This window comes from Viridibacillus sp. NPDC093762, from assembly GCF_050279675.1.
Lineage (GTDB): Bacteria > Bacillota > Bacilli > Bacillales_A > Planococcaceae > Viridibacillus.
Window position 1 is genome coordinate 271,380 of the sequence record NZ_JBNNUK010000001.1, and the last position, 22,162, is coordinate 293,541.

22 protein-coding genes and 1 other annotated feature are annotated in these 22,162 nt (G+C 35.4%); of the genes, 15 read left to right on the forward strand and 7 right to left on the reverse strand.

The genetic code is table 11. The features are described from left to right. Positions 1-284: 284 nt before the first annotated feature. Positions 285-1,274: a tryptophan--tRNA ligase gene (gene trpS / locus ACQKM9_RS01210; RefSeq protein ID WP_427731933.1), complete on the reverse strand. Its 990-nt coding sequence runs from the start codon at positions 1,272-1,274 to the stop codon at positions 285-287. A 45-nt stretch (positions 1,275-1,319) separates the two neighbouring features. Beyond that, positions 1,320-1,537: a binding site (T-box leader), on the reverse strand. 60 nt (positions 1,538-1,597) lie between these two features. Continuing rightward, the gene (locus ACQKM9_RS01215) at positions 1,598-1,942 is read right to left on the reverse strand and encodes a DUF3899 domain-containing protein (RefSeq protein WP_427731935.1); all 345 of its coding nucleotides are present in this window, start codon (positions 1,940-1,942) and stop codon (positions 1,598-1,600) included. Positions 1,943-2,188: 246 nt separating this feature from the next. On the opposite strand from ACQKM9_RS01215, the gene ACQKM9_RS01220 reads away from it, so the two are divergent. The 9 genes from ACQKM9_RS01220 to pepF all read left to right on the forward strand — a co-directional run bounded on the left by ACQKM9_RS01220 (position 2,189) and on the right by pepF (position 13,073). Next, positions 2,189-3,886: a peptide ABC transporter substrate-binding protein gene (locus ACQKM9_RS01220; protein ID WP_427731937.1), complete on the forward strand. Its 1,698-nt coding sequence runs from the start codon at positions 2,189-2,191 to the stop codon at positions 3,884-3,886. Between the two features lie 222 nt (positions 3,887-4,108). Continuing rightward, entirely contained in the window at positions 4,109-5,041 is a 933-nt protein-coding gene (gene opp3b / locus ACQKM9_RS01225) for an oligopeptide ABC transporter permease (protein WP_427731939.1), read from the forward strand. After that, complete coding sequence (gene opp3C / locus ACQKM9_RS01230) at positions 5,041-6,060, forward strand: oligopeptide ABC transporter permease (RefSeq protein ID WP_427731940.1); 1,020 nt, start codon at positions 5,041-5,043, stop codon at positions 6,058-6,060. Before opp3b ends, opp3C begins: the two co-directional genes overlap by 1 nt. A 16-nt stretch (positions 6,061-6,076) precedes the next feature. Continuing rightward, positions 6,077-7,144, forward strand: a complete 1,068-nt coding sequence (locus ACQKM9_RS01235; RefSeq protein ID WP_427731941.1) for an ABC transporter ATP-binding protein — start codon at positions 6,077-6,079, stop codon at positions 7,142-7,144. 2 nt (positions 7,145-7,146) lie between these two features. Continuing rightward, positions 7,147-8,085, forward strand: a complete 939-nt coding sequence (locus ACQKM9_RS01240; RefSeq protein WP_427732783.1) for an ABC transporter ATP-binding protein — start codon at positions 7,147-7,149, stop codon at positions 8,083-8,085. A 449-nt stretch (positions 8,086-8,534) separates the two neighbouring features. After that, positions 8,535-8,930, forward strand: coding sequence for a transcriptional regulator SpxA (spxA, locus tag ACQKM9_RS01245; protein WP_179078282.1), 396 nt, complete (start codon positions 8,535-8,537; stop codon positions 8,928-8,930). A 367-nt stretch (positions 8,931-9,297) separates the two neighbouring features. Then, positions 9,298-9,969, forward strand: a complete 672-nt coding sequence (mecA, locus tag ACQKM9_RS01250; RefSeq protein ID WP_427731942.1) for an adaptor protein MecA — start codon at positions 9,298-9,300, stop codon at positions 9,967-9,969. Between the two features lie 87 nt (positions 9,970-10,056). Then, complete coding sequence (locus ACQKM9_RS01255) at positions 10,057-11,202, forward strand: competence protein CoiA (protein WP_427732785.1); 1,146 nt, start codon at positions 10,057-10,059, stop codon at positions 11,200-11,202. 53 nt (positions 11,203-11,255) lie between these two features. Further along, on the forward strand, positions 11,256-13,073 hold the full coding sequence (pepF, locus tag ACQKM9_RS01260) for an oligoendopeptidase F (protein WP_427731944.1): 1,818 nt from the start codon (positions 11,256-11,258) through the stop codon (positions 13,071-13,073). A gap of 496 nt (positions 13,074-13,569) precedes the next feature. Here pepF and ACQKM9_RS01265 read toward each other — a convergent pair whose 3' ends face one another. The 4 genes from ACQKM9_RS01265 to ACQKM9_RS01280 form a co-directional block, all read right to left on the reverse strand. Further along, positions 13,570-14,382 (reverse strand): ClpXP adapter SpxH family protein, encoded by an 813-nt coding sequence (locus ACQKM9_RS01265; RefSeq protein WP_427731945.1) that lies wholly within the window; start codon positions 14,380-14,382, stop codon positions 13,570-13,572. Further along, positions 14,379-14,780 (reverse strand): globin, encoded by a 402-nt coding sequence (locus ACQKM9_RS01270; RefSeq protein ID WP_038179615.1) that lies wholly within the window; start codon positions 14,778-14,780, stop codon positions 14,379-14,381. Before ACQKM9_RS01270 ends, ACQKM9_RS01265 begins: the two co-directional genes overlap by 4 nt. Before the next feature lie 252 nt (positions 14,781-15,032). Further along, positions 15,033-15,815: a lytic transglycosylase domain-containing protein gene (locus ACQKM9_RS01275; protein WP_427731947.1), complete on the reverse strand. Its 783-nt coding sequence runs from the start codon at positions 15,813-15,815 to the stop codon at positions 15,033-15,035. Positions 15,816-15,818: 3 nt separating this feature from the next. Next, positions 15,819-16,406, reverse strand: a complete 588-nt coding sequence (locus tag ACQKM9_RS01280) for a CYTH domain-containing protein (RefSeq protein WP_427731949.1) — start codon at positions 16,404-16,406, stop codon at positions 15,819-15,821. Positions 16,407-16,579: 173 nt separating this feature from the next. Here ACQKM9_RS01280 and ACQKM9_RS01285 point away from each other — a divergent pair, with 173 nt between their 5' ends. The 6 genes from ACQKM9_RS01285 to ACQKM9_RS01310 all read left to right on the forward strand — a co-directional run bounded on the left by ACQKM9_RS01285 (position 16,580) and on the right by ACQKM9_RS01310 (position 21,437). Then, positions 16,580-16,975: a hypothetical protein gene (locus ACQKM9_RS01285; protein ID WP_427731951.1), complete on the forward strand. Its 396-nt coding sequence runs from the start codon at positions 16,580-16,582 to the stop codon at positions 16,973-16,975. Positions 16,976-16,986: 11 nt separating this feature from the next. Continuing rightward, on the forward strand, positions 16,987-17,667 hold the full coding sequence (locus ACQKM9_RS01290) for a GTP pyrophosphokinase (protein ID WP_427731953.1): 681 nt from the start codon (positions 16,987-16,989) through the stop codon (positions 17,665-17,667). Then, positions 17,664-18,467 carry an NAD kinase gene (locus tag ACQKM9_RS01295; RefSeq protein ID WP_427731955.1) on the forward strand — a complete coding sequence of 268 codons (804 nt, stop codon included), beginning with the start codon at positions 17,664-17,666 and terminating at the stop codon, positions 18,465-18,467. Before ACQKM9_RS01290 ends, ACQKM9_RS01295 begins: the two co-directional genes overlap by 4 nt. Before the next feature lies 1 nt (position 18,468). Beyond that, a complete protein-coding gene (locus ACQKM9_RS01300) occupies positions 18,469-19,368 on the forward strand; it encodes an RluA family pseudouridine synthase (protein ID WP_427731957.1) in 900 nt (299 codons plus the stop codon). Between the two features lie 224 nt (positions 19,369-19,592). Beyond that, a complete protein-coding gene (mgtE, locus tag ACQKM9_RS01305) occupies positions 19,593-20,969 on the forward strand; it encodes a magnesium transporter (protein ID WP_427731959.1) in 1,377 nt (458 codons plus the stop codon). Between the two features lie 48 nt (positions 20,970-21,017). Then, on the forward strand, positions 21,018-21,437 hold the full coding sequence (locus ACQKM9_RS01310) for a hypothetical protein (protein ID WP_427731961.1): 420 nt from the start codon (positions 21,018-21,020) through the stop codon (positions 21,435-21,437). A 182-nt stretch (positions 21,438-21,619) separates the two neighbouring features. On the opposite strand, the gene ACQKM9_RS01315 is transcribed toward ACQKM9_RS01310, so the two are convergent. Further along, positions 21,620-22,138: a CotY/CotZ family spore coat protein gene (locus ACQKM9_RS01315; protein WP_427731963.1), complete on the reverse strand. Its 519-nt coding sequence runs from the start codon at positions 22,136-22,138 to the stop codon at positions 21,620-21,622. Positions 22,139-22,162 lie beyond the last annotated feature (24 nt).

Below are 22,162 nucleotides of genomic sequence, written 5' to 3' on the forward strand. Positions count from 1 at the left end.
GTGAAAGATTATTAATTCGTTACAACATCATATTTTCGTATAAAAAATGACCTCGTTAGTTATAACGAAGTCATTTTTTCATATAGTAATAAAAACTAGAAAAGGAAATATGCAAATGCGCTTACTATTTTTCTTAACTTTTTACGGTCTGATGGTAATAAGTTCAACACATATGATTCTCTATTTGAACTACCGTGCACTAGGATATACTTGGACAGCCGTTTTTCTGTTCATCTTGCATTCAGTTGATTTCAAAATTTTCATCGGCTCAAGTATTGGACTAGTTATCGTCTATTTCTCCCAAGGCCCATCGCGTCTTCCATTTTCTTGATTGTTGCACTTGCAATTGCGTTCGCTTTTTCAGCACCGGCATCTAAAATATCATCTAATTGAGGTGAATCGATTAACTCGTTAAAACGTTCTTGGATAGGTGCTAGATGATTAATAACACTTTCAGCAACACCTGCTTTGAAAGCACCATAACCCAGCCCAGCGTATTTTGCCACAAGATTATCAATTGATTCATTAGTTAATGATGCTTCAATTGTTAGTAGATTAGAAACACCAGGTTTAGATTCAGTATTGAAAGCAACGACGCCTTCAGAATCTGTCACGGCAGATTTGATTTTCTTCTCGATCTCTTTTGGAGTATCTAGAAGGCGGATTGTTGCTTTTTTGTTGTCATCCGATTTACTCATTTTTTTCGTTGGCTCTTGAAGTGACTTAATACGAGCACCGTTTTTTGGCAATTGAATAGTAGGAATCGTGAATACTTTACCGTAACGTTTATTGAATCGTTCAGCTAAGTCACGTGTAAGTTCTATATGTTGTTTTTGATCGTCACCAACTGGCACGATATCTGTGTTATATAGAAGAATATCTCCAGCCATAAGTGGTGGATAAGTAAGTAAGCCGGCAGAAACGGCCTCTTTACCAGTAGATTTATCTTTGAATTGTGTCATACGCTCAAGTTCACCGATGTAAGAAGTACATTGTAACATCCATCCGGCTTGTGCATGTGCAGGTACTTCTGATTGAATAAATAGTGTTGATTTTTCTGGATCAATACCTGTTGCTAAATATGTTGCAGCAAGCGTGCGGACGCTGTTACGTAGTTCTTTACTATCTTGTGGCATTGTAATTGCGTGTTGATCTACTATACAAAAAATACAATCGTACTCGTCTTGCATAGTTGTAAACTGTCTAAATGCACCAATATAGTTACCTAATGTAATGACACCTGTTGGTTGTACACCTGAAAAAATACGTTTCATAATTGAATTCCTCCTTGGATATAAAAAAACATCATGCGTCTCCTAAATAGGGACGAATGATGTTGAATCCGCGGTACCACCCAAGCTTGTCGATAAATCGACCACTCATCCTCGTAACGTGAGGTTAACGAACAGAGCTACTACATAAAGGTTCGCAAAGTTAACTCGGAAGTCCATTCCACTTAGCGTATCGTCTGTTTGCACCGACCACAGACTCTCTTTACATACGACATAAATGTACTATTCTTCGTCTTCGTTTTTCTATATTACTTTGTGTGATTATAATATAGTACAATGCCAAAAATCAAGCAATCCTCTACAGATTACAAATAATAAAAAATAAGGGCAATGAACATCATCATAATGGTAGCTCCACCGATTTGTAAAATACCCAAATAGGGCATTGAAACAATTTCAGATGGGGCTCTCATGCTTTTAACATCCTCTAATCTAGATGACTTAACAAAAACCTTACGCATACTAACCGTGAAAATGTCAAAAAAGCCCGATGATAGAATATATGAGGTGAGTCCAACAAAAAGCACAATGGCTCCTATGATAAATGAAACATTAATGTAATCGATCAATCTCAGCACTTTATATTGAAAAAGCATGATGATCACGATTAAAAATTGAAGAACTAAGAAGAGAATACCTTTCTTTTTCAAGCGAATAACCCCCGATTCTTTATTCATTTTAGTTGAATAAAGATGAAAAATCAAAAATTTTTAACATTATTATATATTCAGAAAATTAGAACTTTATGCTGATGAATGTTGGTGTTATGGGATTTGCTAATCAAGTATACGTCAAAAAAAGACATTTTTATCAAAAGGTTACTGTACAACTTTTTTTGAATATGTATAATTAGCAATGTAATGATTTTTCAGAAAATTCAAGGGGGTTAGCTATACATGAAGAAAAGTAAACTAGTGTGGCTATCAAGTCTTTTACTTGTACTTAGTGTTTTCTTAGCTGCTTGCGGCACAGGAAATGACAAAGATACAAGCAAAGAATCTGGTAGTGGTAGCAAAGAAAAATCAGGTAGTCTTGATGCAACACAAGAACTAAATATTATGGAAACTGCTGAAATTCCAACACTGGACTCAGTATTAGTAACAGATGTAGTGGGATCTAACGTTTTAAACAACGTTAATGAAGGATTATATCGTTTAAATCAAGAAAACTTACCAGTTCCAGCGATTGCTGCTGAAGAACCAGAAGTAAACAAAGAAGGTACCGTTTATACATTTAAGATTCGTGAAGCTAAATGGTCAGATGGTTCTGCAGTAACTGCCAATGACTTCGAATATGCATGGAAACGCGCAATTGATCCTAAAACTGGATCTGAGTATGGTCCATATATGATGGACGGTGTCATAAAAAACGCATCTAAAATTGGTAAAGGTAAAGCAAAAGTTGCTGACCTTGGTGTAAAAGCTCTAGATGAAAAAACACTAGAAGTTACACTTGAAAAACCAGTTCCTTATTTCTTGTCTTTAATTTCACTAGGTACATTCTTACCTCAAAAAGAAGAATTCGTAGAAGCACAAGGTAAAAAATACGCTTCAAACTCAGAAACAACTTTATACAATGGTCCATTCGTTCTTGAAGACTGGGATGGAACAGGATTAACTTGGAAATATACTAAAAACGATAACTACTGGGACAAAGATAATGTAAAACTTGACACAATCAATGTAGACGTAGTGAAAGAAGTTCAGACTCAATTAAATCTTTATACTTCTGGTAAAAAAGACCGTGCAGGATTATCAGGTGAATTTGCAATGCAATATGCTGACAATCCAGATGTAGTGAAAGACGTTGAATCTTCACCTTTCTACTTGAAATTAAATCAAAAACGTGATGGTAAAAAAGATACAGCTCTTGCAAATGTAAACATTCGTAAAGCAATTTCTATGGCTTTCAACAAAGAAGATTTAACGAAAGCAGTATTAGCTAATGGTTCATTCGAAGCTAACTACTTAATTCCAACTGAATTCACATTTGATGAAGATGGTAAAGACTTCCGTGAAATAAACGGAGATATGAACAAATATAACCTTGAAGAAGCTCAATCATATTGGGAAAAAGGTCTTAAAGAACTTGGAACCGACAAAATTGAATTAGACTTCTTAGGCGATGATAGTGACTTAGCTAAAAAAATGGACGAGTACTTGAAAAACCAATTAGAAAAAAATCTACCGGGTTTAAGTATTAAACTGAAAGAAGTTCCTTTCTTAGTACGTGTTGATTTGAATTCTAAACAAGATTACGATATCCAAGTTGCAGGTTGGGCTCCAGACTTCCAAGATCCATACACATTCTTAAATTTATGGTTATCAGATAGTCAACAAAACAATATGAGCTATGCATCTGAAAAGTACGATAAATTAGTAACAGATGCTCAAACAATTTATGCAACTGAGCCAGCAAAACGTTGGAAAGCAATGGCAGATGCAGAAAAAACATTGATTGAAGAAGATGCAGCGATTGCACCTATTTATCAACGTGGTACTATGGCACTTCAAAAACCTTATGTTAAAGGTTTAGTGAAACATAACTTTGGTGCTCAATATAGTTATAAATGGACATATATCTCAGGTAAATAATAGTATTCAATTTTATGAGATTATGATTAAACCCTGAATGGGGAGAGGAGTATGTGGTTGATTTTAAGCCATATACTCTCTTTTTAATCAGATATTAATGAATTGGAAAATCTTTCGATTCATAGTTTTGCTGAATAACAACTTTTTCAAAGAGTGGAATTTTCTAATTGAGATATTTCTATGAGTTCCATAGTTACGACCACTATTTTAGGAGGTGCAAGAATGGCAAAGTACATTTTAAAACGAGTATTGTATATGATACTAACATTATTCCTGATTGCAACATTTACGTTCTTCTTGATGAAGATGTTGCCGGGTTCCCCTATAGCTAGCTCACCTAAACTAACCCACGAACAGTTAGCTGCGGTGGAAGCAAAATATGGATTAGATAAACCGCTTCCAGTTCAGTATGGAATATATATGAAAAAGATGGTACAACTTGATTTTGGCGTATCTTATCAATTTAAAGGTGCAAACGTTACAGAATTAATTATTAACCGTGCTGGTCCTTCATTCCTTTTAGGTATTCAAGCGCTTATACTCGGTACTATAGGCGGTATTATTTTAGGGATGATTGCAGCTTTAAGGCAAAATACTGTATGGGATTACGGCAGTACTTTAATCGCGATATTCGGTATCTCCATTCCTTCATTCGTATTTGCTTCATTACTTCAATATTGGATTGGTGTTAAGGGAGGATTCCTTCCGGTCGGATTATGGGAGAATGGGTGGCAATCTAGTATTTTGCCAACAATCGCATTAGCAATGGGACCTCTAGCGACATCAGCTCGTTTCATTCGAACAGAAATGATAGAAGTATTGGGAACTGACTATATTACTCTAGCAAAAGCTAAAGGTGCTAGCGGCCTTGAAATTGCATTTAAGCATGCATTTCGTAATGCATTAATTCCATTAATAACAGTAATGGGACCTTTAGCAGCAGGTTTAGTAACAGGTTCTCTTGTAGTTGAACAAATATTTGCCATTCCTGGTATTGGTGAACAATTCGTTAAAGCGATTCATGCTAGTGATTATTCCTTAATAATGGGAACAACAATGTTCTTTTCTGTACTATTGATTTTAGTTATTTTCATTGTTGATATTTTATATGGCATTGTAGATCCACGTATCCGTTTAGCAGGAGGTAATAAATAATGACAAATGCATATCGTAAATTACCACCTGAAGCTTTTAAACACGTACACATGGATGGCAGCCACTCTGAGAAAATTTCTAAACCATCCTTAAATTTCTGGCAGGATGCTTGGTTACGTATACGAAAAAATAAAGCAGCTGTAGTGAGTATATTTGTACTGTTATTCATCATTCTGATGTCATTTATCGGACCGATGATTAGCCCACATGACTTTGAAACGCAAGAAATAACTCATGCAAATTTACCTCCAAAAGTACCTGGTCTGGAAAAGTTGGGAATCTTTGATGGAACGGGGAATATGGGTGGTAAAGAAGTCGATTTGTATGAAATGAAAAACGTTGATACTTACTACTGGTTTGGTACAGATGGACTTGGTCGTGATATGTTCTCACGTGTCTGGAAAGGTACTCAAATTTCATTATTAATTGCTTTTGTTGCAGCTGTAATTGATATGGTTATTGGTGTAGCTTACGGTGGTATTTCGGCATTCTATGGTGGTCGTGTTGACGATGCGATGCAACGTATTGTTGAAATTTTATATGGAATACCAACACTGATCGTTGTTATTTTAATGATACTTGTGATGGATCCGGGTATTATGGCCATTATTATTGCCATTTCAATTACTGGTTGGATTGGTATGTCCCGTATTGTTCGAGGACAAGTATTGAAATATAAAAACCAAGAGTTTGTACTTGCAGCTAGAACTTTAGGAGCAAGTAATGGACGTATTATTAAAAAACATTTATTGCCAAATGTTATGGCAGTTATCATTATAAACACAATGTTTACAATTCCTAGTGCGATATTCTTTGAAGCATTTTTAAGCTTTATCGGATTAGGGTTGCAATCACCAGATGCATCTTTAGGTACTTTAATTAATGATGGTTACAAACTAATACAGTTCCAACCTCATATTTTAGCTATACCAGCAGCAATTTTAAGTTTATTAATGATTGCTTTTAACTTAATTGGTGATGGTCTACGTGATGCACTTGATCCAAAAATGAAGGATTAATAGGAGGAAAGCAGTTATGGAGAAAATACTTGAAGTAAAAAATCTTGAGCTTTCCTTCCACACATTTGCTGGTGAAGTGAAAGCGATTCGTGGTGTGAACTTCGATTTGAAAAAAGGAGAAACACTAGCAATCGTTGGGGAATCGGGTTCAGGTAAATCGGTTACGACTAAAGCTATTATGCGTCTTCTCCCTGAATCTAGTTCGGAATTTAAAAATGGTGAGATTTTATTTAATGGAAAAGATTTGACGAAATTAACTGATAAAGAAATGCAGAAAATTCGCGGAAAAGATATCTCGATGATTTTCCAAGATCCTATGACATCTTTGAATCCAACGATGACAATTGGTAAACAAATAATGGAGCCGATTTTAAAACATCAAAATGTACCGAAATCAGAAGCTCAACAAATGGCCATAGATCTATTAAAACTAGTAGGTATGCCGCAACCTGAACAACGTATGAAACAATATCCACATCAATTTTCAGGTGGTCAACGTCAGCGTATCGTAATTGCAATTGCATTAGCATGTAATCCCAAAATTTTAATTGCTGATGAACCGACAACTGCATTAGACGTTACAATTCAAGCTCAAATTCTTGAACTGATGAAAGATCTACAAAAGAAAATTGATACATCTATTATTTTCATCACCCATGACCTGGGTGTTGTAGCAAATGTGGCTGATCGTGTAGCTGTTATGTACAGTGGTAAAATTGTTGAAATTGGTACAGTAGATGAAATATTCTACAATCCGCAGCATCCATATACTTGGGGGCTACTAAGTTCTATGCCTTCATTAGATGTGCAGGAAGAGAAACTATATGCAATTCCAGGCACACCTCCAAATTTACTGAATCCACCAAAAGGGGATGCTTTTGCGCTTCGTAGTGAATATGCTATGCAAATCGATATGGAAGAAACGCCACCATTCTTTAAAGTAAGTGATACACATTATGCGGCAACTTGGTTATTACACCCAGATGCGCCAGAAGTGACACCACCTGCTACAATTATTGAAAGAATGAAACGATTCCCTAATAGTCGCTATTACGAAAGTGCTAATGGAGGTATTTTAAAATGAAAATCCCAAAAAAACTATTGGAAATCAAAAATTTAAAACAATACTTCAATCCTGGAAAACCAAATGAAGTTAAAGCTATCGATGATATTACATTTGATATTTATAAAGGAGAAACTTTAGGATTAGTAGGGGAGTCAGGGTGTGGGAAATCTACGACAGGTCGTACGATTATTCGCCTATATGACGCCACTGATGGTGAAGTTCTTTATGATGGTGTAAATGTCCATGGTCGTAAATCTAAAACGGAACTAAAGTCGTTTAACCGCAAAATGCAAATGATTTTTCAAGATCCGTATGCATCATTAAATCCACGTATGAAAGTTTTGGATATCATTGCAGAAGGTTTAGATATTCACGGCCTTGTAAAAAACGCAAAAGAACGTCAAGAACGAGTCTATCAATTATTAGAAACAGTAGGCTTAAATAAAGAACATGCTAACCGTTATCCACATGAATTCTCTGGTGGTCAACGTCAGCGATTAGGAATTGCTCGTGCACTTGCAGTAGAGCCGGAATTCATCATAGCAGATGAACCAATATCTGCACTAGATGTGTCAATTCAAGCACAAGTTGTTAATCTATTAAAAGAGCTACAAGAAGAAAAAGGATTAACCTACTTATTTATCGCACATGATCTTTCGATGGTTAAATATATTTCTGATCGAATCGGTGTAATGTATTTTGGTAAATTAGTAGAACTTGCACCTGCAGAGGATCTATACAAATATCCTATGCATCCTTATACTCAATCACTACTATCAGCTATTCCGCTTCCAGACCCTGATTATGAGCGTAATCGTGTGCGTAAAACATATGATCCAAAGTCGCATAATTATAAAGCTGGAGAGAACGTAACTATGCGTGAAGTACGTCCCGGACATTTTGTCTATTGCTCTAATGATGAATTTGAAGTATTAAAAGCAGAATATGCAAATAACTAATCATTGTGATTAATTAAATGCTGCCTCTTTAGTCAATGAAATAAATTGACTAAAGGGGCAGTTTTGTATTTTGTCAAATTTGATTTATGAAATTTATTTAAAATTGAAACTTTTTTTGGAGATTGAACGTATAATTAGTGTAAATATAATATATATTTTTTCAATATAGAGATTCTAAATGAGAATATTTATTTGAAATAATAGGTTTACTGTAATGCATTTTTGGGGATACTACATATATACGCGTAATAAAGTGGTCTAACCTTTATGGAAAAACTCGAAATGATAGAAAAAACGGTCATAACTTACAATGGAAATTTTTCTTAATAGCATATATTCAAATTGGACAAAATGTTGTATAATATGCTTACAGTTCTTTTTTTAAAGTCATTCTAATTTAGGAATGTTATTATATTCGCTACACATTTTGAAAGGATGTGTTTTATATGATGGTGACATTATTTACTTCACCCAGTTGTACATCTTGTAGAAAAGCAAAAGCATGGTTAGAAGAACATGATATTCCATATACAGAAAGAAACATTTTCGCGGAGCCTTTAAGCATAAGTGAAATAAAAGAAATTTTACGCATGACTGAGGATGGTACAGACGAAATAATCTCAACTCGTTCTAAAATTTTCCAAAAACTAAAAGTGGATGTAGAAACTTTACCGTTACAACGTCTTTATGAGTTAATCCAAGAACATCCAGGGCTTTTACGTCGTCCAATTATTTTAGACGAAAAACGTTTACAAGTTGGGTATAACGAAGATGAAATTCGTCGTTTCTTACCTCGTAAAGTTCGTGCTTATCAATTACAAGAAGCACAGAAGATGGTTAACTAATAATAAGAGTCATTTTCATGTAGCATGCTCGCTCGAAATAGTCAGCAGAATGCAATATATGTCTCTTCAAAGCCAGTTGTTGTTAAGTGTTACACAACTGGCTTTTTTTTATGCATTAAAAAAATTTCATTATTTACGATATAAAAGAGGCTAGTACACCTATACATAGTAGTGTTATGACTTGATTTACTAAACCTTGTCTACTACAATTCATATACTGTTGTAATTTTCCGAGTTAATTCCTTTCCATTTTCAACAAACTCATCATACAATAGTATTAGACACTGTATTATCAAGAAATTTTAAAGACTTGTTCATAAGTGAACTCGATGCATCTATTAGTATTGACCGAAGGGAGTTGTGTAATATGGACATCGAACGCATAAATGAGAATACACTTAAACTCTTCATTTCTTATCATGACATTGAAGAACGTGGATTCACGAAAGATGAAGTATGGTATAACCGGGAAAAAAGTGAAGAACTCTTCTGGTCTATGATGGATGAAATAAATGACGAAGAATATTTTGAAGTTGAAGGACCATTATGGATCCAAGTGATAGTTCAAGAGAATGGCCTTGAACTGACTATCACACATGCTAAAATTTATAAGGACGGTCAGCATATCGAACCGCCCTTCGATATAGAAGATAAACAAAGAATGATGTCATCCGCATTTGGTGGCGATGAGCCAAAAGCGCATGAATTTGACGATTTCGAAGATCTTGTAAACAGTACAATTGATGAGGACTCCGATTTTATCTTTAAATTACAGGAATTTGATGATATTATTCCTCTTGCACAAAAAATACAAGAGACATCACTATTCCATAATGCGTTGTATCAGTGGGAAGGCAACTATTATTTATACATCCGTTTTAATGAAGAGGTTTTACATGATGAAGCTGAAGATATTTTCAGTGTTATTACTGAATTTTCTACAGACGCAGAAGTAACAATCCACATTCTTCAAGAATACGGTAAAGCATTAATGGAAAAAGATTGCTTTGATACAGTCATAAAATATTTTGTTAAATGACAGTGAAAATCCTCCGAATACCGGGGGATTTTTTCTTGCAATTTATCCCATAAATTAATAGAATGGATAAAAATAGGAGGTGTTTGTATTTTAACTGCAATAACAACAAAAAATGAACTATTTATTTTGTCTATTTCACATACTAAAGAAAAGCTAAAACAGTTAAGGCGGACCCATAAGTTTTTTTGTCCGCAATGTAAAGAAGAGTTACAACTTCGAATAGGTGAAATTGTTGTTCCACATTTTGCTCACAAAAAGGATTCGAATTGTCCTCAGTTATTTTCGGATGGAGAGTCAAAAGAACATTTAATAGGTAAGCAACAACTTTATCATTTTTTTGAAAACAAAGGATTAACTGTTCAACTGGAGCCTTTTATAAAGAACTTGTCTCAACGGCCGGATTTATTGGTAACAACTCAAAATGAGCAATTTGCGATTGAATTTCAATGTAGTAATATTCCTATTGAAGTTGTACAAGCTCGGACTAAAGGTTATATGAATGCAAGTATAGTTCCTTTATGGCTTCTTAAAACCCCTAATTTTAAGCAGCTAAAATCTACAAGTATTCAACTTATTCAACTCTCTCCGTTTCGTCAGCAATTTATCACATGTCATCCCCAATACGGATCAACCCTTCTTACTTACAATCCAACTACAGCAACGTTTATTTATTATTCTCATCTATTGTTCATAAATGGCTATCGCTTTATTGCTAAGGTACAACAGTTACCGATTTCACAACAACATTTTCCGTTTTTGCATTTAAAAGAGCCTACAAAGGAGGAATTTGCTCATTATTGGCAATTCCATTTGCAGATCCGACAGCGTTTTTTACGTCACCGTTTCTACTTAAGTAGGAAAGGGGTTCAGGATAGGTTCTTAAAAACCTGTTACAGTGCGCGTATGAGACTTGACCAATTACCTCTCTTCATTGGCTTGCCTGTTCGAAACGCCCGGTATATTGATGTCTACATTGTAGAATGGCAAGCTACATTACTATTCTTTTTACAAGATTGCCAAATTAGTATATTACAAGTAGATGATGAGGTTATTTCAATATTTACCTTAAATAATTCAGAATATTTCGAAGATGAACGAAGTAAAGAAGCGATTCTTCACTATATTTTGTTGTTGAAAAAATTAGGTATTCATTCAATACATTGTTCAACAAAAGAAGCTAATATCTTACAATTATTGCATAGTGAATTCCTTGCAAAGTGTTATGAAAATTGAGAAAATAATAAAGTGTTTGTTTCTCAACGTATTTACTATAGGAGGTCATAAATATGACAACGAAATCAGAACAAAAAGTATTAACAAGACAAGAAGTACCTGTTGAACTTACTTGGCGTCTTGAAGATATCTTTGAGACAGACGAAGCTTGGGAAGCAGAGTTTAAGGATATTAGTGCTTTGAGTGAAAATGCTGCAACTTATCAAGGTACAATTGAAAACGGTGCACAGGCACTTTTAGCGGTTCTACAATACCGAGATGAATTGTATTCAAAATTAATGCGTCTTTACACATATTCACATATGCGATTGGATCAAGACACAGCTAACAGTTTCTATCAAGCAATGGACAGTCGTTGCAAATCACTTTATGCGAAAGTTTCAACGGGTCTGTCATTTTTAACGCCAGAAATTTTAGCATTAGATGAAAAAATAATTGAACAATATCTAGCTGAAAATGAAGAACTTAAATTATACAGACAAGAATTGCTTGAAATTAACATTGGCCGTCCACATATTTTACCAGCGGAGCAAGAGGCAATCCTTGCACAGTTGTCAGAAGTTACAGGTGCATCGTCTGAAACATTTAGCACATTAAATAACGCTGATTTACAGTTCCCTACGATAGAAGATGAAAATGGTCATCAAGTTCAACTAACACATGGGAATTATACACATTTCTTAGAGAGTGGCGATCGCAAAGTACGTGAAGCAGCATTTCGCGCAATGTATAAAACGTATGGAGAATTCCGTAACACATTTGCAACAACCCTTGCTGGTAATGTTAAAGGTGATAACGTAAATGCACGTATTCGCAAATATGAATCAGCTCGTCAGTCAGCCATGGCTGCAAATCATATCCCGGAAAAAGTATATGATCAACTTATCTCGACAATTCATAAGTATTTACCGTTGATGCATCGTTATATCGCGTTGCGCAAAAAGGTATTGGGTGTCGATGAACTTCATATGTGGGATATATATACACCACTTGTACAAGAATCAAAAGTGGATATGCCATATGAAGAAGCAAAAAATCATATGTTAAAAAGCTTTGAAGTACTTGGTGATGAGTATGTAAGTATTGTCAAACAAGGTTTAGAGGATCGCTGGGTAGATGTATTGGAAAATAAAGGGAAAAGAAGTGGCGCGTATTCTTCAGGTGCGTATGGTACGAATCCATATATCCTAATGAACTGGCAAAATAATTTAGATAATCTATTTACTCTTGTTCATGAGTTTGGACATAGTGTCCATAGTTACTTCACTCGTAACAACCAACCATTCGTATATGGTAACTATTCTATTTTCGTTGCAGAAGTTGCATCAACATGTAATGAAGAGTTATTAAACCATCATTTATTAAATACGATTGAAGATCCACAACAACGTATTTATATATTAAATCACTGGTTAGAAGGATTCCGAGGTACAATTTTCCGCCAAACAATGTTTGCTGAATTTGAACATATTATTCATCAGCTTGACCAAAATGGGGAAGCGCTAACAGCAGAAAAAATGACGGAAGTCTACTATAATCTAAATAAACAATATTATGGTGACGATATTGTTGTAGACGAAGAGATCGGTCTAGAATGGGCGCGTATCCCTCACTTCTACTACAACTACTATGTATACCAATATGCCACAGGTAAGAGTGCGGCTACTGCTCTAAGTGCTCAAATCCTTGAAGAAGGACAACCTGCAGTAGATCGTTATATTAACAATTTCCTAAAAGCTGGATGTTCAGACTTCCCAATTGAAGTATTAAAAGCGGCGGGCGTTAATATGGAATCTGCTGAGCCTATCGAAGAAGCTTGCAAAGTATTTGAGAAAAACTTAGAGGAACTAGAAAAACTGCTAGATGTATAATAGTTAATGATTAAAAGTCGAAGTGGAAATAATTCTCTTCGGCTTTTTAATTTGAAATCATTCCATATAGTGATATGAAATAATAAGTGATATTTGAATAAAATACCATAAATAATACTAACAAGACTCGACAAAATCATGTCAAATTGAAGTTTAAAAGACTTATGACTACTTGCAAACGCTTTCCTTATGACAACTTTGTGAATTCAATTCTGAAGCATTGCTATATCATTTTTTCCATGCTAAAGTGTTAGATGTGAAATAAATCACAAACAAACATACACCCCTTTGTTTGAACGTGAACATTTCTCCCATCCCCTTTGTGAAAAGAAGGCGTCTCTCGTAGAGGCGCCTCTTTTATTTTGTTATATTTTATTAATTGGTAACTGTCATCGACATGTTAACTTGTATCTTCCATACAATCAACAAGATTTTTAATTTAAAATAAAAAAAGACTAGCAACGATATAATAGATCGTTACTAGCCTATATATAATTTATTTTAAACGCCACAGCGATGATTCTTCATAATTGATGCGGTCGACTTTTTGTTGTAGCATTTTCTTTTTTAACTCTCGATCAGCAGTTTGTTCAGTTATGTTATAAATGGATGCTACTTCTTTAGTTGATAATGTATGATACCGTTTAAATAATTCTTCTACTGAAGGAGGCTGTTGACAAATAAGTTCACCGTCTAATAATTCTTCTAGTATTTGTTCATAAACTTCATATGAATAATTTCCACTAACTTTTAAACCTGCATCTTCAATATTTTCATTAAAGAAAACGAAGCTTGGTACTTCTTCTACATCCATCTCGCGCGTAATGCATAAATCACTTTGAAATGCACGAGAAGCTTCCAACGACTGGAAGTCTGTTTGGAATTCCTGAATATCCAAATTGGTCTCTTTGGCGATTTCTACCAATGTTGAGCATGAACGGACGTTTTTCTTATTCAATAATACATATTCCTGCAATTTCATTAGGTAGCGATAGCCAGCTTTTTTTCCCTGTAATTCAGCGGCCTTTACTGCAATTGAAGGAAGAACAGGATGAGAGACATCGATTTCCTCTAATTCACTATTACAGCTATTTACACGTTGGCAAGCGACATTAAGTGAAGCTAATTCTGTACTAAGAACAAATCGTAAAGTAAAGTACTGATTATAGTTTACTTGAAGCTTACGGATAATTGTTTGTAAATCCCAACTGTTTGGAGCAAGTGGATCAATGAATACATAAAGTTCAATCGGTTTACTAAGAGTAGTAGTAGGCGAAGGCGGTGCCGGCATGATCTGAATATTATTCACTCTAATACCTCCTCGTCGTTATCAGGTGAATTAATCATGTGGTGCGCTGTAAGGACGAGTCGTTTATAGTATATTTCTCGAATCTTTCCATCTAATCCAACCTCATCCATTGCTTCAGCCATACATTCTAACCATGCTTGTGCACGTTCAGGTGTAATTTTGAAGGGCATATGACGGGCTCTCATCATTGGATGCCCATGCTCTTCAGTAAAAAGATTTGGACCACCTAAATATTGAGTTTGAAATTGAATTTGCTTGCGTGCTGTTTCAGTTAAATCATCAGGAAATATCGGCTTTAGCTTCGGATTTTTAGCGACTTTGGAGTAGAAAATCTTAATCATTTTAGATAGTGTTTCTTCGCCAATTTCCTCATAAGGAATAATAGGTTTTTGCGTCATTGATGATGCTCCTTTGCTTTAGCTGTAATTCTATTCTATCAACCTAAACGTTTTTTCTCAAACAAATCGATTAAATTACATTACTTTTTTCATATAGTTTAATAAAAAGAGCCGAAAAAGTGTATGGTTATACTGAAAAATCGTGTCTTCTATGTAATGCATTCATAAAAAAATCGACATAATAATAAGATATATGTCGATTCTAAGAGTGAATTGATATGTAATTATTCGTCAACTACGACAGTTAACTAATTAGGCTTGATAGCTGTTCATGATCTTAGTAACATAATTTGTCGTCTCTTTAAATGGTGGAATACCATTATATTTAGAAACATTACCTGGCCCTGCATTATATGCAGCTAGCATTAGATTCATATCACCACCGAATTTATCATACATTTGTTTCAAATATTTCGTACCGCCCATAATGTTTTGTTCTGGGTCAAAGACATTGGAAACACCAAGGAATTTGGCTGTACCTGGCATTAATTGCATTAGACCAGCAGCCCCAGCCTGGCTTACGACAGAGTTATTAAAATTAGATTCTTGTTTAATTACAGATTTAATCATTTTTTCGGGAATACCATAAGTTTCGGACGCCTTTTTTATAATGGCATCATATTGCGTATTTGAAGTGACATTAGTAGGTCCCGCAGTATAACCTGTTAATACTGGATTCAAAGGTGTTGTACCATACGTATTAGACACTGAAGTGGGTCTATAAACAGGTGAAGTACCTTTATAGTACAAGCTCGAAATTGTATTATTTGAGCTCGGTAATGTAGACCCTATTAAGCCACTACCTAATAACGAAGAATAATCTGAAGCAGATAAATTGTTTGAGCCCGACACTGAGTTTGTTAAGCCTAGTAATTGTGTAGGGGAATTCTGAGATTTTGATGAAGTCATCATTTCATTCATTAGTTGGGTAAACATATTAGATGAAGAAGATGATTCATTTGCAGATAAGCTAGTCGATCCCATGGATTGAAGACCTTGAATTTCAAGGAGCGTTTTCAATGCTGATATATCCATCTATTAACCTCTTTTCTTATTGGCGGCGGCCATGAAGCGAGCAATTTTTTTATCAGCCACTCTAATAGGTATTGAATGTGTGGCTAGAAATTCCTCGAATATTGTTCTTCCTGTTTCCTCATTAGTCACTTCAAATTCTAATTCATAATCATCAGTGTCCAAATAGCGAGAATGGTCGAAAACGAGAAGACCGCCATTATATTTTATTTCGGCACGCTTTGTAAAAAGTGTACCTAATAGTTGTAAATCTGCTGGATTAATCTGAAGTTTTCTCAATCGAGTATCTACTTCATCTGCTTTTAGAGTTGCTCCGTTTAACACGGCATTTACGTGCTCCTCAGATAATAAATCCGTTGTTTCTAATAATCCAATACCAGTCGCAGGTTCTTTTAGTGTGCATTCAAAGCGATTTTGAACTTCGCGTATTCGTAGGCCTGAACGTGCTTTCTTTAATCTGAAATCCGCAGTATCGAAATAATGATTTGCCTGTTCGTGAAAATCTTCATTTGGAATAGCAAAAGTAATACAAAGCGCTTCATATTCCTCTTTTGAAAGTAGGTTTTTAAACTCAATTTCTAGTTGATGTGCCATGCCAATCACCCTCTCTTTTAATAAATTCGTATTAATTAATTATAGGTGAAGTATAGATGGCATTGCAATGTTTGTCGAAATGGGGAAAAGCATAACAATTCACCGAAAAAGTGGGTAGTAATGAGGCTTACTATGATAAAATGATAGGAGATTCACGGAAAGGAAGATAGGCTTTGCGTAAAACATATACAGTAGAAAATGGATCACAACAAGAAAAACAAGTTCATTTACAAATATGCGGACAGACACCTAATTGTGAATGGCGAGCTGCAGGTCAGGTTATTACTGATTCAGACGCCATGGCTTTTATCTATCTAATGGATGCCGGGGAAGACTACCATTACATAAATTTCCCACAAGCTATTTGGCCACTATTAGTCAAAACATTACAATCTGATTTTGAGCCAATATTAACTTGGGGTAATGGACAGACCGAATTAGTGAACTTCCAGGAAGAATTAAACGCACTTATATTTAATATTGAAGGAAATCATAATTATGGAGCAGACTTTTCAACAGCTGTTGAAGAAGCCTTTGCTGAAATATTGAACGAATCCCGAGAAGATTAGGGGGACTTATCATGGGACAATGGGATCGCTTTTTACAGCCCTATAAGCAAGCAGTGGATGAATTGAAAATTAAGCTAAAAGGAATGCGCGCACAGTTCGAAAAATCAAATGAAACCTCACCAATAGAATTTGTAACAGGTCGGGTGAAGCCGCTTGCGAGTATTTATGACAAGACGTTAGAAAAAGGCCTAGTCTTTGAACCTTCAGATATGCTAGCGCATGAGTTACAAGATATTGCAGGGGTACGTATCATGTGTCAATTCGTGGATGAAATTCCTACTGTTATTGAATTATTACGCCAGCGCAATGATTTAACAGTTGTAGAAGAAAGAGATTATATCACTAATGTAAAAGTTAGCGGGTATCGTTCGTATCACATGATAATCGAATATCCTGTCGGAACCATTCAAGGTGAGAAAAAGATTTTAGCTGAAATTCAAATTAGAACACTTGCAATGAACTTCTGGGCATCTATTGAGCATTCATTGAACTATAAGTATAAAGGGATTTTTCCAGAGGAAATAAAAAATCGCCTGCAAAGCGCAGCAGAGGCAGCGTTTCGCTTAGATGAGGAAATGTCTTTAATTCGTGAGGAGATACAGGAAGCCCAAAAGTATTTTACCGAATACAAAGAGGCTTCAAATCCAAAAGTTAGAGGGGATAATTCGAAAGGAGCTCATGAAAATCTATGAAATTTGCCGTTCAATCACGTAATGATCCACAATCAAATGAATTAATGGAAAGAGCTACTTCGTACTTAACTGATTTTGGATTAGAAATAGATGAAGAAAAACCAGATATCGTGTTGTCGATTGGTGGAGATGGTACACTGCTACATGCATTTCACCGATATAGTCATATATTGTCAGATGTTGCGTTTGTAGGTATTCATACGGGGCATCTAGGTTTTTATGCTGACTGGAAGCCAATTGAAATCGAGAAACTGGTTATCTCTATAGCAAAGAGTGACTATAAAGTAATCGATTATCCTCTATTAGAAGTTGTGATTAATTATCAAAACTCAGATGAAAATTACACTTATTTAGCTTTAAATGAATCTACAGTTAAATCCCCAGAAGTAACATTAGTAATGGACGTTGAATTAAATGGGAGACCATTTGAACGCTTCCGTGGAGATGGTCTTTGTGTTTCTACACCTTCAGGAAGTACAGCTTACAATAAGGCACTTGGAGGTGCCATTTTACATCCATCAATAGAGGCTATTCAAATGACTGAAATGGCGTCTATTAATAATCGCGTATTCCGTACAGTCGGATCTTCACTAGTGTTACCGGCACATCATAGTTGCGTGCTAAAGCCAGTGAAGGCTAAAGATTTTATGGTCACAGTCGATCATGTGCAATTATTGCATAAAAATGTAAAATCAATTCAGTACAAAGTTGCGAAGGAAAAGGTTCGGTTCGCACGCTTTAGAGCATTCCCGTTTTGGCAACGAGTACATGATTCTTTTATTGATAGTGATTTGAAATAATATGAAAGATTTACGATATCACTTAACGTTTAAAGTAGAGCAAGACCAACTTTTTAGAGATGCACTTGCTATGTGGGGAATATCTAAAAGAGCTTTAACTGCAATAAAATTTCAAGGTGGACAACTTTTAGTAAATAATATAGAGCAAAATGTCCGTCATATTCTAAAGAAGGACGATTTAGTCACAATTATCTTTCCTCCGGAAGAAATTAGTCAGGGGTTAGTTCTTGAAGATGGGGAGCTCGAGGTCATTTTCGAGGATCATGAGCTGTTAGTTATTGCTAAACAACCTTATCAAAATACGATTCCTTCCCATGATCATCCTAAAGGTAGTGTTGCTAATTTTGTAGCGGCCCATTTACAACAGCAGGAATTAACTTCAACGGTGCATATTGTAACACGTCTAGATCGGGATACCTCAGGTCTTATGTGTATAGCAAAGCATCGCCACGTTCATCATCTAATGAGTGAAGCTCAAAAGAGACATGCAATACATCGGAAGTATGAAGCGATTGTACATGGTCATATGGAGCAAAATCAACAAGAAATTATTGCTCCAATTGGGCGCAAAGATGGTAGTATTATTGAACGTGAAGTACGAAGTGATGGACAGTTTGCACATACCGATGTTGTCGTATTAAAACGAACAATGTTAGATGGAGAAGCAATTACTCATATTCGTATAAAACTGCACACAGGACGTACGCATCAAATTCGTGTACATATGGCATCTATTGGACATCCACTTGTTGGAGATACATTGTATGGAGGGCATAGAAATTTAATAAATCGTCAAGCTTTACATTGTGTAGAGCTCCAGTTACACCATCCAGTGACGAAACAATATTATAGCTGGCAAATAAATTTACCAAAAGATATGCAATCACTACTATTAGAATAATTAATGTAAGGTGCTTTTATAAAAAAAGCACCTTATTTTTGATTTCCCGGGAAATTTAAAAAATGCCATTTGTAAAAGTACATTAACGAATGTTAGTATTAGGGGTGTTCAAAGAGCTGAAATAAAAAAGTTTTAAAAAAATAATTGCTCTTTTGAAGGTCTACACACTATTATAGTAAGGTGTTATTTTAACTGACTTAATGAGTCGAGAGGAGGGGACATGCATGATAGAAGAAACAAAGGAAAAAGATGAAGTACAATTCGATGAGCAACATCTACGTCAATTACTGGAAAATCTTGAGACAGATAATTTCCGCGAGGAGTTTCTAGCACTTCATCCGTATGATCAGGCACAGTTTTATGAGAAGGTGGGGCCAGATATACGACAGATTATCTATCAGTATCTCTCCCCTAAAGAGATGGCTGACATTTTTGAAGCTATTGAACTCGATGATGACGAATATAAAGGTATTTTAGAGGAAATGGATACGACGTATGCAGCGCAAATGATAGCTGCTATGTATACTGACGATGCGGTTGACGTTTTAAATGAATTAGATAAAGATCAAATCACTCATTTCCTTAAAATAATGGATAAAGATTCAGCACAAGATATCAAAGAGCTTCTGTACTATGCGGAGTATACAGCCGGTTCTATAATGACGACAGAATATGTCGCTATTCCTGAGAATTCAACAGTACGTTCAGCGATGACAATTTTACGCAACGCAGCGCCAGATGCAGAAACGATTTACTATATATTTGTAGTGGATGATACAAATCATTTAACGGGTGTTATTTCTTTGCGTGACTTAATCATTGCAGAAGAAGATACATTAATACGTCAAATAATGAATGATCGTGTTGTAAGTATTAATGTAACTGATGATCAAGAGGCAGTCGCGCAAATTATGAAGGACTATAACTTTTTAGCTGTACCTGTTATTAATTCAAAAAACGAGATGCTGGGTATCATTACAGTCGATGATATTATTGATGTCATTGATGAAGAGGCTTCAGATGACTACTCTAAATTAGCCGGGGTTTCAGACATGGTAACATTCGACAAAAGTCCGTTTGCTGCAGCGAAAAAACGCTTGCCGTGGCTTGTTGTATTATTATTCTTAGGCATGTTAACCGCTAATTTAGTAGACTTATTTACTGGAACATTAGAAAAAGTGACGATACTTGCTGCTTTTATTCCTTTAATAGGTGGTACTTCAGGGAATAGTGGAACGCAAGCATTAGCTGTTGCTGTTCGAGGAATTGCAACTGGTGATGTTGAAGAAGAAAGTAAGATGAAATTATTAATACGTGAAGCAATTACAGGCATAATTACAGGTGTTGTTTGTGGTGCTATTGCATTTGGTATTGTGTTCTTTTGGAAACACATGTGGCTTCTAGGGGTATTAGTAGGAACAGCTATTTGTTGTTCAATTATTGTGGCAACAATTGCAGGATCTTTTATACCATTATTAATGCACCGACTGAAAATTGACCCTGCGGTTGCATCTGGTCCGTTTATTACAACATTAAATGATATAACAAGTATTTTAATTTATCTTGGGATTGCAACGATGTTCATTAGTAAATTAATGTGAACTTATTTTCCGGAGGAGCATACAATATGAAAAAAAGGATGTGTTAACTTGGGGAATCGCCCACTCCTTTTTATCAAAGCTCCCCCGGCTTTTTTTATTGATATTAATAGTGATAGTACTCCGGTTTTGGTTGATGTTATTGAAGAGGTAGTTGTAGAAGATGTTGTAGAAGGTGTTGTAGAAGAGGTAGTTGTAGAAGAGGAAACTGAGCAAGTAGAATCCATAGAACCGGTTATAGAAGATGGTGAAGTACACCGTAAATCAGAGCGTTTAAAATTTTTATCTGCACCGTTTCAACAGAAAGCTTATCAACCATTGCAATTTAGTTTATCAGATGGCCGTATTATAGAAGGGATTGTCGATCGAGTAGTGCAAGACGAAGTGATTTTGAAAAGTTATACAGGTGTCGTATATCCAACGAAAATTAATGAACTCGTGGAAATTAAGTGGCGAGGAAGAGTATTTTAACAGCTGTCCCTGAAAAGGGATGGCTTTTTTTATGCAAAAATAAATCAAAACTGCACAAGATAAAAATATAATATCACAAAAAGCCCCGAAAGTTAGAATACCTAACTTCGAAGCTCATTGCCTGACACTGCTATCATCCATTTTAAAACAAAGACACTACTGCAAAGTCTTTTGACTTGAAATTAGTCGCATACACCTTCTAAAAATACGTCTTTTATACATTGAACTGCACAGAAGCAATTCAAGTCAACAGTAACACAGCTAGTTGATGCTTCCCAATCTACAACTTTACAGATAGTTGATAAATCTACATCAGTACCGCAATCTGTTAACAAATCAGCTACACAATCACCGTGTTTTAAAGGAATTAATACACGTAAAGTAGCACAGCAACGGTCGAAAATATCCTCTACTCGGAAAAAGACCGAGAAACAGTGATGATCGCCAGAAGCTCTAGTTCTGAAAAACGCTTTAAAAGGTGTGCCGTCTTTGTTTAATAGCATAAATACTCGTGTATTAGCGTGTGTGCGTGCAGGGCTTACTAATCCACCAAGAGGTTCAAGGAAACAGTTTGTTGGGCAAGTGTCACAATCATCATTATCATTTTGGTCTTGGATGTCTTTAATTGCGCGTACTACGTCGCAAACACATCCTTTTGACACTTTGTGACCTACTGCATCATCATTTCTTCCGCATCCCATTATTAATTTCACCTCCTTTTCAAT

Bases quoted from the DNA above. Each gene is read 5' to 3' on its own strand.
- ACQKM9_RS01290 (WP_427731953.1), top strand. From the start codon at position 16,987: ATGGGACAATGGGATCGCTTTTTACAGCCCTATAAGCAAGCAGTGGAT.
- pepF (WP_427731944.1), top strand. From the start codon at position 11,256: ATGACAACGAAATCAGAACAAAAAGTATTAACAAGACAAGAAGTACCT.
- ACQKM9_RS01315 (WP_427731963.1), bottom strand. From the start codon at position 22,138: ATGGGATGCGGAAGAAATGATGATGCAGTAGGTCACAAAGTGTCAAAA.
- opp3C (WP_427731940.1), top strand. From the start codon at position 5,041: ATGACAAATGCATATCGTAAATTACCACCTGAAGCTTTTAAACACGTA.
- mecA (WP_427731942.1), top strand. From the start codon at position 9,298: ATGGACATCGAACGCATAAATGAGAATACACTTAAACTCTTCATTTCT.
- opp3b (WP_427731939.1), top strand. From the start codon at position 4,109: ATGGCAAAGTACATTTTAAAACGAGTATTGTATATGATACTAACATTA.
- ACQKM9_RS01220 (WP_427731937.1), top strand. From the start codon at position 2,189: ATGAAGAAAAGTAAACTAGTGTGGCTATCAAGTCTTTTACTTGTACTT.
- ACQKM9_RS01300 (WP_427731957.1), top strand. From the start codon at position 18,469: ATGAAAGATTTACGATATCACTTAACGTTTAAAGTAGAGCAAGACCAA.
- spxA (WP_179078282.1), top strand. From the start codon at position 8,535: ATGGTGACATTATTTACTTCACCCAGTTGTACATCTTGTAGAAAAGCA.
- trpS (WP_427731933.1), bottom strand. From the start codon at position 1,274: ATGAAACGTATTTTTTCAGGTGTACAACCAACAGGTGTCATTACATTA.
- ACQKM9_RS01235 (WP_427731941.1), top strand. From the start codon at position 6,077: ATGGAGAAAATACTTGAAGTAAAAAATCTTGAGCTTTCCTTCCACACA.
- ACQKM9_RS01270 (WP_038179615.1), bottom strand. From the start codon at position 14,780: ATGACGCAAAAACCTATTATTCCTTATGAGGAAATTGGCGAAGAAACA.
- ACQKM9_RS01280 (WP_427731949.1), bottom strand. From the start codon at position 16,406: ATGGCACATCAACTAGAAATTGAGTTTAAAAACCTACTTTCAAAAGAG.
- mgtE (WP_427731959.1), top strand. From the start codon at position 19,593: ATGATAGAAGAAACAAAGGAAAAAGATGAAGTACAATTCGATGAGCAA.
- ACQKM9_RS01295 (WP_427731955.1), top strand. From the start codon at position 17,664: ATGAAATTTGCCGTTCAATCACGTAATGATCCACAATCAAATGAATTA.
- ACQKM9_RS01275 (WP_427731947.1), bottom strand. From the start codon at position 15,815: ATGGATATATCAGCATTGAAAACGCTCCTTGAAATTCAAGGTCTTCAA.